8 protein-coding genes are annotated in these 13,321 nt (G+C 47.3%); 5 read left to right on the forward strand and 3 right to left on the reverse strand.

Going from position 1 to position 13,321, the window contains the following annotated elements; translation table 11 throughout:
- Positions 1-252: 252 nt before the first annotated feature.
- Both QL234_RS11405 and QL234_RS11410 read right to left on the reverse strand, forming a co-directional pair.
- Complete coding sequence (locus tag QL234_RS11405; RefSeq protein WP_281557962.1) at positions 253-1,866, reverse strand: choline dehydrogenase; 1,614 nt, start codon at positions 1,864-1,866, stop codon at positions 253-255.
- 120 nt (positions 1,867-1,986) lie between these two features.
- Positions 1,987-3,006, reverse strand: coding sequence for an AraC family transcriptional regulator (locus QL234_RS11410; RefSeq protein ID WP_281557963.1), 1,020 nt, complete (start codon positions 3,004-3,006; stop codon positions 1,987-1,989).
- A gap of 163 nt (positions 3,007-3,169) precedes the next feature.
- Here QL234_RS11410 and QL234_RS11415 point away from each other — a divergent pair, with 163 nt between their 5' ends.
- The 5 genes from QL234_RS11415 (at position 3,170) to QL234_RS11435 (ending at position 11,257) form a co-directional block, all read left to right on the forward strand.
- Positions 3,170-4,765, forward strand: coding sequence for an FAD-binding oxidoreductase (locus QL234_RS11415; RefSeq protein ID WP_281557964.1), 1,596 nt, complete (start codon positions 3,170-3,172; stop codon positions 4,763-4,765).
- A complete protein-coding gene (locus QL234_RS11420) occupies positions 4,758-6,428 on the forward strand; it encodes a glycerol-3-phosphate dehydrogenase/oxidase (RefSeq protein WP_281557965.1) in 1,671 nt (556 codons plus the stop codon). Before QL234_RS11415 ends, QL234_RS11420 begins: the two co-directional genes overlap by 8 nt.
- Before the next feature lie 17 nt (positions 6,429-6,445).
- On the forward strand, positions 6,446-8,050 hold the full coding sequence (locus QL234_RS11425; RefSeq protein ID WP_281557966.1) for an FGGY-family carbohydrate kinase: 1,605 nt from the start codon (positions 6,446-6,448) through the stop codon (positions 8,048-8,050).
- A 64-nt stretch (positions 8,051-8,114) separates the two neighbouring features.
- Entirely contained in the window at positions 8,115-10,463 is a 2,349-nt protein-coding gene (locus QL234_RS11430) for an alkaline phosphatase D family protein (protein ID WP_281557967.1), read from the forward strand.
- Positions 10,464-10,840: 377 nt separating this feature from the next.
- Positions 10,841-11,257: a hypothetical protein gene (locus QL234_RS11435; protein ID WP_281557968.1), complete on the forward strand. Its 417-nt coding sequence runs from the start codon at positions 10,841-10,843 to the stop codon at positions 11,255-11,257.
- Between the two features lie 112 nt (positions 11,258-11,369).
- Here the strand turns inward: QL234_RS11435 and QL234_RS11440 are convergent, their stop codons facing one another.
- On the reverse strand, positions 11,370-13,289 hold the full coding sequence (locus QL234_RS11440; protein WP_281557969.1) for a S9 family peptidase: 1,920 nt from the start codon (positions 13,287-13,289) through the stop codon (positions 11,370-11,372).
- Positions 13,290-13,321 lie beyond the last annotated feature (32 nt).

Consider the following 13,321-nt stretch of genomic DNA (forward strand, 5'->3'; position numbering starts at 1 on the left):
CGACTTACTGCCTCTTGTTACTGTTATAACTTTTATTAAGTTTGTTGTTCTCAAATCTTGTCGAGCACTCAAGTGCCTGATAACAACAAGAGTTTGCCAAAATATATCAATTAAATTAAGGACGAATATGTTTAATAAAAAGGTTACTTCTCTGGCATTACCGTGTGTTTTGAGTGTCAGCGCAATTTCATCTCATGCAGCACAGTTAACAACCATCTGGCCAGCCTAAGAGATAATCTTTTATCATTTTGGTTAAGCATAATCAGCCAAAATCATATCCGCAGCCTTGGCAGCAATCATGATAGTGGGAGCATTGGTATTGCCGCTAATCAAGGTTGGCATTACCGAGGCATCAATCACACGTAATTGCTCCAGGCCATGTACTTTAAGGGTTTGATCGACCACGGCCAGGTCGTCATTGCCCATCTTACAGGTGCCTACCGGGTGGTAAATGGTATTGCATTTTTCCTTTAAAAATTCCAATATCGCTTCATCATCTTGACAGGCTTGACCGGGCAGGATCTCATCACCATTTTTTTCTGCCAGCGGCTCCCGGGCTAAAATTTCCCGGGCGAGTTTTAGCCCCTTGATCATGATTTGCTGATCGTCTGTTTCATCCAGCATGTTCAGTTGAATTTTCGGATCTGCGTTGATATCAGCGCTGTAAAGCGTGACACAGCCCCGGCTTTTTGGACGTAGCAAACAGACATGCAAGGAGACGGCGTAGTTAGTTAACATCTTGAAATTCCTGCCGTGATCATCCATAGCGGCGGGAATAAAATGTAATTGTAAGTCCGGTCGCGATAAATCCGGCTCTGACTTAATAAAACCACCGGCTTCGGCGACCGGGGATGTGAGTACGCCGCGCTTGCCGCCGATAAATTTCATTGCATCTTTTACTGCCCACCAGGCGGCTTTGGGTCTTAATGCCAGCAAGTCGTTGCGCTTGTGCTTGTTTACCACCATGACATCCACATGATCCTGCAAATTTTGCCCCACTCCCGGTAGTTCATGTTCCAGGGAAATACCATGTTTGATGAGTTCTTCTTTTGGCCCTATGCCCGAGAGCATCAACAGTTGCGGTGAGTTAAAAGCCCCGGCGCTTAACAGTACTTCTTTGCTGGCATGAAGCTGTTTTAGGCTGTTATTTTCCTTGCCTTTTTCCCGGTAAAAAACACCCGTTACCCGCTTATTGTCGATAATGAGTTTAGTGACCGAAACATCGGTTAATACCGTGAGGTTTGACCGGCTCAGATTTGGCGTTAAAAAGCCTTTGGCGGCACTAAAACGCTGACCGTCTTTTTGGGTCAACTGGTAATACCCTACCCCTTCCTGATCTGCACCGTTAAAATCATCGTTGGCTTTAAAGCCGGCACTTTGCGCCGACTGAATAAAGTCGTCAAAAACCGGTAACTTAGAGCGGGAATCGGCAACATTTAACTGGCCGTCTGTACCATGAAATTCGCTTGCGCCGCGCTCCTGAAATTGAGTGCTTTTAAAGTAGGGTAATACCTGATCGAAACTCCAAAGATCATTACCTAATTCAGCCCAGTGATCATAATCTTCTTTTTGTCCCCGCACGTATAACATGGCATTGATAGAGCTGCTGCCGCCGAGAGTTTTTCCCCTGGGGTTGAATATTTGCCTTTGGTTCTGGCTGGGTTCGGTATGGGAGTTATATTGCCAGTTGAGGGTTTTGCTGCGCATTAAATTGATCACGCCAAGGGGCACATGGATATTATTCGAACTGTCCTTCGGACCGGCTTCCAGCAGGCAAACCTGGTATTTACCGCAGGCCGATAAGCGTTCGGCCAGGACACAACCGGCGGATCCGCCGCCAATAATAATAAAATCGAATGTCGTCATAATCACCTCTCCCCTCGGGCATGTCGGACCACTCTAGATTATTATTTTTCTATGTCAAATATTAATTTTTTACAGCATGTTTTCAGCTAAGTTACAAATTTGACAAGGTTGAAGCTAGATTTATTCCTTTATTTTCCTATAGTTACCTGGAGTTGAACCGGTCAGTTTTTGAAACCAGCGATAAAAGGATCTTGGTTCTGAAAAACCAAGCTCGCTGCTTATCTGGTCGAGGTTTAGCTCGGGATCGGCTAAAAACTCTTTGGCCAGGCGCAAACGGGTCTTATCGAGCAAGAGCTGAAAGCTGGTATTTTCTTTTGCCAGTCTTCTTTGCAGGGTTTTGCCGGACATCTCCAGCTGGGCGGCGATATCCTGTTGATGATAATTTCCCGTACTCAGGGATTTTTCAATGGCTGAGACTACCTGAACCAGTAAGGTATCCGGGGAAGTTAAATCGGTGATCAGCTTGTTGGCATGGGATTCCAGGGTCGAGAGCAGTTGTTGATCCCCTTTGTTTAACGGGTGAGACAGCAATTCCGGTTCGAATAAAATGGCATCTTCATCCTGGTTATAGACCACAGGACAACCGAAAATATGCTGATATTCTGTCTGTTGGGCTAGAGCCGGGGTATTGCGGCTTAACAGCACTTTTACCGGGTCGCCCTTATGATCCACCAGATAGCGGGCAAAGGTGATCCAGGAGGCCAGGCAGTTATCTATCATGTGCCGTCTGACCGCTAAATCGGGAAACTGGCAGCGCCAGCTGAGTTTGACATAAGGACCTGTCTGGCCAAAACCTGTGGTGCCCATATCCCCCACCAGTTTTTCAAAGGGGGCGATTTTGGTGATCGCCTGTCCCAGGGTGTCGCAATTCATGGAAATATAGCCCAACACGCTGTAAGAGCCAGGCTGGACAAATTTGGCCGTGTGTAAACCAAACAGTTCATCATCAGACTCGTCAATCAGCAAAGCGATCAGGGTTTGAAACGCCAGTCCCGTAATGTGCCGGCTGTTGTCTTTGATTAACTCGCTGGGAATACCGGCCCGTTCAAGCACACTGTCGATATCAATGCCTTGCTCCTTGGCTAATGCCAGGTACTGGTTTACGGCAGGAACCGAGGCTTTTCCTAAATTTTTATCCATTGCCCTAGTCTTACTTGGTTGTATTTTTGTTGTGCCTGATTCATTTTCTTGGCTCAAAAATGCTGTCCCGAAATGTCACCTTGGGTGTCTTTTTAGGACATTATTTCCATCAAACAAGTGTTTTATCATAAGCCGTAATCAATTAAAAGTTAGGTGTACGGGTATGAGACGTTGGAATGGCTGGGGTGATGAAAGTACCAGCATGGAGTTACCTCAGTCTGCGGGGCAGTTTTTACAAAGCTTAATAGACAAGGCCGACTGCCTGGCAGATGCAAGCCTGCAGCAGGTCATGGATAAAGTGCCTGCCAGCCGCCTGGCCGAGCATAAACTCATATCCCTGGATAAAGAGCAGCGTGTACGCCATGCCCGTGGACAGTCCTTACCCGACTGGCTGGCGATGCGCAGCGGTGATATTCATGCCTTTCCAGACGGTGTTTGTTTCCCAAAAAACCGCCAGGACGTCAAAGACATTTTGGCTTATGCCCGCGAAAATGATGTTGAACTTATTCCTTACGGCGGCGGTACCAGCGTCGCCGGGCACATCAACCCGAAAATATCCACGCGGCCCGTTCTTACCGTGGATATGGGGCATATGAATCAGCTGTTGGATTTAGATCCCGACAGCAACATCGCCACCTTCGGCGCCGGCACCCCGGGGCCTATGGTGGAAGCCCAGCTCAGGGCCAAAGGTTATACCTTAGGGCATTTTCCCCAGTCGTTTGAACTTTCCACTATCGGCGGTTGGGTCGCCAGCCGCTCCAGCGGCCAGCAGTCGCTGCGTTATGGCCGGATAGAGCAGATGTTTGCCGGCGGCAATTTAGAAACCTTTGAAGGCTCCATGGATGTGCCCACTTTCCCTGCCTCTTCGGCGGGACCGGACTTAAGGGAGTTATTACTCGGCTCCGAAGGACGCTTTGGCATATTAACGGAAATTAAGGTCAGGGTAAGCAAGTTGCCGGAGCGTGAAGAGTTCTCGGTATTTTTCTTCCCGAGCTGGCAACAGGCCGCCGGATTTTGCAAGCAGGTGGTACAAAGCCGTATTCCCCTTTCCATGCTCAGGGTCAGCAACGCTGTTGAAACCCAAACCCAGTTGAAACTTGCCGGACATGAAAACGGCATCAAGTGGCTTGAGCGTTATCTGGCGCTGCGTGGCTGTAAAGACAATAAATGCATGCTGACCCTAGGCATCACCGGTAGCAAGCTCCAGCTTAGCGCCACCAAAAAACAGTTGAAAAAACAGCTGAGTCAGTTTTGTGGGGTCTCAACCGGCAAGCTGCTGGGGAAAAAGTGGCAGCAAAACCGTTTCCGTTTCCCGTATTTAAGGGATGCCTTATGGCAGCAGGGTTATGTAGTGGACACCCTGGAAACCGCCACCGATTGGGGCAATGTTGACGCTCTGATGATGAGAATAGAAACCGCCCTTTCCCAGGCCTTAGCCGGGCAGAATGAAAATATTCATGTTTTTACCCATTTATCCCATGTCTACGGGCAAGGTTGCAGTCTCTATACCACCTATATTTACCGCAACGGCAAGGATTATCAGCAAACCTTGCAGCGCTGGCAGCAGTTAAAGCACAGCGCCAGTGACGTTATCGTCAATAACGGCGGCACCATCAGCCATCAGCACGGGGTCGGTAAAGATCATGCCCCTTACCTGTCGCAGGAAAAAGGCGAGCTGGGCATGAATGTGATTGCCAAGTTATGCCGGCATTTTGACCCCCATAAACAGTTGAACCCGGGCACCTTACTCGATGACTAGTGAATTTGATCCCCTGTCATCAAATTTTAAGATGACGCGCCAGCAGCGCTTAGCCGAACTTAAAGACGGCCGGTGCTGGGATATGATTATTATCGGCGGGGGGATCACCGGGGCCGGCATTTTAAAGCTGGCGAGCAAGTTAAAACTTAAGGTGCTGCTGTTAGAGCAAAAAGACTTTGCCTGGGGCAGCTCCAGCCGTTCATCAAAAATGGTGCACGGAGGCTTAAGATATATGGCCCAGGGACAGGTTAAATTGACGGTAGAGTCGGTACGGGAGCGGCAAAAACTGCTCAAAGAGGCGCAGGATCTGGTTACGGATCACAGCTTTGTGATGAGCCATTATCAGCGTGAATTTCCCTGGCCCTGGCTCTTTAATGCCCTTCTGGCCGCATATGATGTTTTTGCCGGTATCAAAAAGCGTAAGTTCTGGTCGAAATTAAAATACTTAAGTTTAGTACCCAAAGCCAAAGAGCAGGATTTGCTTGGCGGCAGCCAGTTTAGCGATGCCCTGACCGAAGATGCCCGGCTGGTGCAAAGGTTAATCCAGGAAGCGAAATTATTGGGGGCGCAGGCGGTTAACTATGTCAGAGTACTTGATTTGCTCACCACTGGCGAACAAGTGACTGGGGTTAAAGTACAGGCGGCAGAAAATGCCCAAACCTTTACCATCAACGCCAAAGTGGTCGTGAACGCCACCGGGGCCTGGTCAGATGCGTTGTTGCCGACAACAGCGGACAAAACAGCATTGCCTTTTAAAATGCGGCCGCTGCGGGGAAGCCATATTATTTTGCCTAGCTGGCGCTTGCCGGTCGCTAGTGTGATAGCGGTATTACACCCCAAAGATAAAAGGCCGGTACAAATCTATCCCTGGCAAAATGTTACTGTGGTTGGCACCACAGATGTTGAGCATCACCAGGATCTCAATTTTGAACCGCAGATAAGCGTGCAGGAATTTGATTACCTGATGCAATGCATTACTCATCAGTTTCCTTCAATGAAAATTAGCGTCGATGATGTTATTTCCAGCTATTCGGGCGTTCGCCCGGTGATCGCCAGTGGCGGCATTATTTCCCCTTCAAAGGAAAAACGTGAGCATGGCATCTGGCAAAGTCCGGGTTTGATCACCGTTGCCGGGGGCAAGTTAACCACCTTTAAATTAATTGCCCAGCAGGTTTTGCATAAGGTGCAAAGTGACTTTGGCTTTGACAACGAATTGTTAAGCCAGCCTATTTTTGAACAGGGTAAAGCAAAGGACTACCTTGCAAGCGCCAGGCTTCCCCGGCATATTCAAAAGCAGATTAATGCCTGTTACGGCGCCCTCAGTCAGGTTTTTACCGAGCAAAACAGAGAGTTGTGTCAGACTATTTCTTATAGCCGCCACTTATGGGGTGAGCTGCTGTGGGCGGTTAAATATGAGCAAGTGGTGCACTTAGATGATCTCTTGCTCAGGCGTACCCGTTTAGGTAATGTTTTACCCGAGGGTGGTCTTGACTACCTTAGCGAGATTAAAGCACTGTGCGCGGAGTTTTTACCCTGGGATGAGGCACGCTGGCAGCTGGAAAGCAACCGTTATAAGAAGCTTTGGCAGGAAAGTTACAGCTGCCCGGGCAAAGATATGCCGCAAACCGCAATGCCTGACCCCGCTCTTGTAATACCACAATAATAAATAAGCCAGTAGTAATGACAGATAACACTTCTCATCAGCAAGTAAACAGTATTCCCGAGCAGGAAAAACTCATCTTAACCCTGGATAACGGTACCCAGAGTATTCGGGCCTTGTTGTTTGATCTCAAAGGTAACCTGGTGGCGAAAAGCCGGATTGAACTTCAAGCCTATTTTTCCAAAAATCCCGGCTGGGCGGAGCAGGAGCCGGACTACTTCTGGCAAATGCTGGGTAAAGCCTGTCAGGCCTTGTGGCAGCAAAAAGAGGTTATCGAGCAAAACCTGTGGGAAAAAGTGGTTGCGGTAACCGTTACCACCCAGCGGGGAACCGTGATCAATCTTGATAAAAACGGCCAGCCGCTGCGGCCCGCGATTTTGTGGCTGGATCAGCGCCTGGCAGAGATTAAGGAGCAGATGCCCTGGTACTGGCGTTTGATTTTTTCCTGTATCCGCCAGACCCAGGTGATTGATTATTTCCGCCGTAAAGCCCAGGTCAACTGGCTGGCGCAAAATCAGCCAGAGATCTGGCAAAAAACGGATAAGTTTTTATTGCTGTCCGGTTATCTGACCTACCGCCTGACCGGTAATTTTAAAGACTCTGCCGGCAGTATCGTCGCCTATTTGCCTTTTGATTATAAGAAGCAGCGCTGGGCCGGACGTCACGACTGGAAATGGCATGCGCTGCCGGTCAAAGAGAGCATGCTGTCTGAGCTGGTAGAACCGGGAGAGATATTAGGAGAAATTACCGAACAGGCCGCAGCATTTACCGGTATAAAAGCCGGCACCAAACTTATCGCCTCCGCTTCGGATAAGGCCTGTGAAGTCTTAGGATCCGGCTGTATTTCCCCGGAAACCGCCAGTTTGAGTTACGGCACCACGGCCACCATCAATACCAATAACGCCCGTTATGTCGAACCCCAGCCTTTTATTCCTCCCTATACCTCGGCAATCCCAAAGCAATATAACAGCGAAGTGATGATCTACCGCGGTTTCTGGATGGTGAACTGGTTTAAGCAGGAATTTGGCCTGAGGGAAATGGAGCGGGCAAAAGAACTCGGTGTCAGTCCGGAAAGTTTATTTGATGAACTGGTGAGCCAGGTGCCGCCGGGCTCTATGGGCTTGATGCTACAGCCCTACTGGTCGCCGGGCCTTAAAAATCTTGAAGCCAAAGGCGCTATCATCGGCTTTGGCGATGTCCACACCCGGGCCCATATTTACCGCTCTATCCTCGAAGGCCTGGCTTATGCGTTAAGGGAAGGCAAGGAAACCCTGGAAAAACGCCAGGGTAAAAAAATCACCCGCTTGATGGTCTCCGGCGGCGGCTCGCAGTCAGATGCGGCGATGCAGCTTACCGCAGATATTTTTAATCTGCCCGCCTGCCGCCCCCATACCTATGAAACTTCCGGGCTGGGCGCCGCCATCAATGCCGCTGTGGGCTGTGGTTATTTTAGCGATTACCAACAGGCGATAGCCGCGATGACCCGTATAGAGCAAACCTTTACCCCAAACAAGCAGGATGTGGCTTTATATAACAAGTTATACCGTCAGGTTTACCGGAAAATGTACCGGCAATTAAAACCTATTTATCAACAAATTAAGAAAATAACCGGCTATCCCGAATAATTGCGGCAGCCAATTTATAACAATAACTCAAATAAAGATAACAACAGGCAGGAAGGAAAATATTATGGTGTATAACCGTCGAAAATTTATCAAAACCCTGGTGATCAGCGCCGGTGCAGTGGTCAGTTCAAGCCTGGTGGGCTGTGGCGGCTCAAGCAATTCCAATAAATCTGAAACCGATCCCGCCCCGGTTACGCCAAGCATCTTAGATGGCAGCGAGTACTTTCCGCAATCTGTGGTATCCGGCGATCCCAGACCTGACTCAGTAATTTTATGGACCCGGGTAGATACAGGCACTGAAGCAGACATCCCCTTAATGTTACAGGTTGCTACTGATGAAGCCTTTAACACTTTGGTAGTAGAAGAAAACTTCGACGCCCTGGCAAGCTCAGATCACTGTTTAAAAATCCGCGTTACCGAACTTAAACCCGGGCAGCATTATTATTACCGCTTTATCTACCAAAGCGGCAGCAGCAACTACGCCAGTCGCACCGGCAGAACCAAAACCGCACCGGCAATCGATGCCGATACTAATGTCAAGTTTGCCTATGTCTCCTGTCAGGATTATATCGGCCGCTACTACAACAATTATTTATCAATACTGGATAACGACGATCTCGATTTTGTTATCCACCTTGGCGATTATATTTATGAGACCACGGGGGATGCCCTGTTCCAAAATACCGGCAGCGAGCGCAGCATTACCTTTACCGATCAGGAAGGTGCATTAACCATAGGTGTGGGCGAAAGCGCGACCCAGGCGGCCAACAGTTTAGATAATTACCGTCAGCTCTATAAAACCTACCGCACCGATGAATTGCTGCAAAAAGTGCACGAGCGTTTTCCGATGATCGCTATCTGGGACGATCACGAATTTTCAGATGACAGCTGGGGCGATCACGCCACTTATTTAGACGGCGCCGCCGATGAACAGCAAACCCAGCGCAGGAAAAATTCCGAAATTGCTTATTTTGAATATATGCCGATTGATCATGAGCAGCCGCATCTTGCAGATGACCTGCCTGCCGGTTTGCTGGGTATCGACGACAGTCATTTATATCCTAATACCCGTATTTACCGTGATTTCCATTTTGGCAAACACCTGCACCTGGCGATGACCGATTTTCGTACTAACCGCCCGGATCATATCATTCCCGAAGATGCTTTTCCTGGCGGCGTAGAAATGGATCAGGCAAGCCTTAATGACTTTTTACTGGCAACTGGCATGCCCCAGGCCATGGTGGATGGCGTAGTTGCACAAATGTCTCCTTATGTCGATATTGATGATGCTATTTACGCCCCCTATAAAGCAGCTTTTGTCGAGGTCTTTACCGGTTTATATATGCAGGAGCTTATGGCCAGAATTGATATTACGCAAACCGATGCTCTGGCCCAGGGACAGCAAAGAGCAGTTACTGTGGTGCAAGGCAAGCTGGCCACCAGCTACTTGAACCAGGTATTAGCCAGTGCCCAGGAAAGTCTGCCGGCGGAACATGCCATTCAACAATTACCGGCCCTGCCGGAAACCGGTGTTGAGCAAGGCATAGCGTTTTATACCTTAGGTAAAACTTCGTTATTTAATTACCTCGGCAGCCGTTATTTTGTGATCAAAGACACCTATGATATTTATGCCGGTTATAAGGAATATGTCGCTCAGCTACAGGGCACCTCGGTACAGGGCGGCTTTGATGATGCGCAAACGACCTGGCTTGGGCAAACTTTTGCCACATCAAGTAGTACCTGGAAAATGCTCGGCAGCTCGGTCTCCTTTACTCCGTTAATATTTGATTTATCCGCCAGCCGCGCCGACTCAGGTACCCTGATCGAAGGGGTGCTGGATTCAGATATAGTACCGGCGGCGTTAAAGCAGCGCTTTTATCTGGAAGCAGATCAATGGGACGGCTTTCCGCAGTATAAGTCGAACTTTGTTGAAGATGTACTCAGCCAGTTCGGTGTGATAAGTTTGGGCGGCGATGTGCACAGCTGTTATGTCACCGAGCACAAAGCCAGCAGCGTGACCGGTAATAAGTCGTTTAACTTTACCACTTCTTCGGTATCGTCCGGTACCTTTGGCTCGTTTTTGGAAAATGGTATGAACCAGGTGCTGGCGCAAACCGGCGAAGTTAGCCCGGCGCTGTCAAGTTTGCCGGTGTACTTTGATACATTGGCTGAAAGCGCCACCAAGCGCGATGATATCAGCGATGACCTGGTGTTTTCACGCATGTGGGAGCATGGTGTTGCCATCGTTGAAGTGAACGCCAATGAAATGCTGGTGAATTTCCATAATGTTAACAGTAAATTGAAGAATGCCGGAATTGTTGAGCGCAGTTACTATAATAATCCGGAAGATTTTCTGGCTCTGGTCCATCAACATAAATTCAGGGTGGCCAATGGTGAATTGGAAGAGCTGTAGTATTAACTTTTAACTTTTGTTGATACTCCATTAGCTCTTGCTTCCTGAGTCTTAATGGGTATCAACCCCCTCACCTCCGGTATTTTATGATCACTCAATTGTTATACCTTGCGTGTTGCACTCACAGGGGGTTAACTTTTTGATATCAATAAAAACAAAAACGTTACAATTTTATTGTGAGAAATACACATAATTAAATAAGGAAGTTCAATGAAATTGTTAAGCTATTTACCGCTAATCTTTAGTCTGTTTTCCGTCACTGCAACTGCGGGTGATACAACTGTTTTTTTGGTGACCGTTATACCTTTACCGAATCAGATTTTACTTTAATCCCCGGTCGTTCCTGGGAATATGGCCCCATTACCAAAGATACTTATGTGGCTGAATTTCAAGTTAGAGGTGATGAGGGACAAGCACTTTTATTCGACCTGGATGTGGCTGTTTGGGGTAATGGTTATCAGCCAGACATTCGCTTATGCCCACATTACTTGCCTGGCGGGGCAATAGACTATCGTGAACAAACTCTTTTTGAATTTTGTTATATCAGTATTCCACCTGAATATCCGCATGTCATTGTACCCGGAAAGAACTTTTACTACGGTGTCGACATGACTGTTACTTGTAGTGATATGGCCGTTGGAGTTGATTCAGACAACAGAAATGAGCTTCTGGCTGGCTATGGCGAAATGACAAATAAATATAGAGATGTGCGTTTAAGAGTCGACAAGCAAGGTGTATATATAGCGACTTTAAAACACATTATGCTCAGTTTCGAGATTCAAAGCCGTAGCTGATCTGTTTTCCTCATTGATGAGTACCCCGTTAGCCCCTTTTAATCACGGGTCAACGGGGTGATTAATATACAAACATCACAATGCAGAAAAGCAAGGAGAGTCATCAGCTGACTCAAATGTGTTGTTTGATAAATTTATCGATAGCTTTTAATGCCTTGAGCCGGTTTTTTCCTTTGCTCAAATTATGCTCCCCCTCTTCCAGCTCTATAAAAGTCACATTTTTGTCAGCGTCATCGAGTTCATCAAACATATCTTCAGATTGTGTTACTGGTACCGTTTGATCCAATTCACCATGAATTAATAATACAGGTGCTTTGACTTTTTCAATGTGATTGATCGGAGATATCTTTTCCAAGTGATCTTCTTTGACATTTCCTTTTGATATTACATCTTGCCAATAGGATACTACCCAATGGTTCTTGCCATAATTGCGCTTTTCGGTCCTTAGCATCCGCTCCACATCAGACACGCCATTAATAGCGACGACACACTTATATAAGTCGGGAGTAAAAGTGGCTCCTGCCAATGCGGCATAGCCCCCATAACTGGCGCCAACGATGCAGACTCGATCTTTATCGATCATGCCTTCATCAGCCAGATGATTTACGGCATCGGTCAAATCGTCCTGCATTTTACGGCCCCATTCACCCCGGCCACTTAATAAGTGCTCAGAGCCAAAGCCCTTAGATCCCCTGAATTGCGGTTGAATAATTAAATAACCTTGACTGGCAAAGTACTGGCTCATCCAGTCAAAGCCCTGCTTATCGTAAGACTCCGGCCCTCCATGAGGCAGCATTATGGCAGGAAGCTTTTTCGCCGTTTGGCCTGCAGGGGTTGTGATCAGGGTCGGAATTGTTAATCCGTCCCTCGCTTTAAACTGATACTCTTTTACCGGGTGAACCGCTTGTCCCGGAATGCCAGGTCGCGCCGCTGCTAACATGTTCAGTGTGCCATTTTGATAAAAAACGTAATCGCCGGAACTTAGTTCACCATCCATATAGAAAATCATACTTTTCCAGTCAGGGGTATAGTCCGTAATGGTAAAGGTGTTGTTTGGCAGGGCCTGTTTAAGGCCACGCATGCGGGCATTTAATTTTTCGTCAAAAAATTCATACGTCGGCGTAAACCCCGAGTATTGCACGCCATGGACCACGCGTTTTATATCGGTCAATACATTTTCAATATCTTTATGGTCGTGACTAAAGATTGGCCCTGAAATTTTACCGTCAGCCAGCGACATAGTGTAATAAGCCCAGCGTCCATGTGCCTGGTCCTGGCTGATCATGACCAGGCTTTTTCGATCGGGTGTTAAACCATTGAATGATTTTGTTCGATAGGGAGTTTCTTCCCTGAATATTTCTTGCCACTTATCATCAATCAAGGCTTCAACCTTGTGTAAATCTTTTTTATTGTTATAGCGCTCACGGGCAATAACTTCATTGTTTTCATCTAAAAAGAAGTCTATCGTGTCGGAAGTCCCGCGCTGGTATAACCTGGGCTTTTTTTTCCTCTCCAAATCCACTTTATACAAGTTATATGAGCCGGCATTTTTATAAGCAGGCATGTAGGCATATTTTTTATCGGCTGAAATGCCAATAATTTTGCCCAATTGAGTTTGTCCTTTGTATATGCCATAGCCGGGGACTAGCAGCAGATGTATCTCATTGGTGCTTATGTTGAAAGCATAGGCAGCACTGACATCGTGGCGTCCCTTAAAACCCCAAAGACGTAAATTATCTGAAGCAACAAGGATAAGTCTTTCATTATCGATAAAATAGGCGTTAGTAGGATTGACTGCCGAGACATCGATTGCCGTTATCGGTGATTTGGTTTTTAAATCAATCACTATCATCAGATCGCGGTTTTTAGAGGTATCTCTATAAGCCATCCGCTGTGCATTTGGAGAGATCACCATCATACTTTTACTGGCTAGTTTGCCATAAGCTTCAAGTGGCGGTTGTTGTGATTGTGATTGAGCATAAAGGTAAGCAGGGTTCATCAATAATATGATGAGGAAAAAAAGGGTGCGCATTCATTAGACCATTAAACATTACAGGCCGGCAA

Source organism: Thalassomonas sp. RHCl1 (genome assembly GCF_947387555.1).
Taxonomy (GTDB): Bacteria; Pseudomonadota; Gammaproteobacteria; order Enterobacterales; family Alteromonadaceae; genus Thalassomonas.

Bases quoted from the DNA above. Each gene is read 5' to 3' on its own strand.
- QL234_RS11405 (WP_281557962.1), bottom strand. From the start codon at position 1,866: ATGACGACATTCGATTTTATTATTATTGGCGGCGGATCCGCCGGTTGT.
- QL234_RS11410 (WP_281557963.1), bottom strand. From the start codon at position 3,006: ATGGATAAAAATTTAGGAAAAGCCTCGGTTCCTGCCGTAAACCAGTAC.
- QL234_RS11415 (WP_281557964.1), top strand. From the start codon at position 3,170: ATGAGACGTTGGAATGGCTGGGGTGATGAAAGTACCAGCATGGAGTTA.
- QL234_RS11420 (WP_281557965.1), top strand. From the start codon at position 4,758: ATGACTAGTGAATTTGATCCCCTGTCATCAAATTTTAAGATGACGCGC.
- QL234_RS11425 (WP_281557966.1), top strand. From the start codon at position 6,446: ATGACAGATAACACTTCTCATCAGCAAGTAAACAGTATTCCCGAGCAG.
- QL234_RS11430 (WP_281557967.1), top strand. From the start codon at position 8,115: ATGGTGTATAACCGTCGAAAATTTATCAAAACCCTGGTGATCAGCGCC.
- QL234_RS11440 (WP_281557969.1), bottom strand. From the start codon at position 13,289: ATGCGCACCCTTTTTTTCCTCATCATATTATTGATGAACCCTGCTTAC.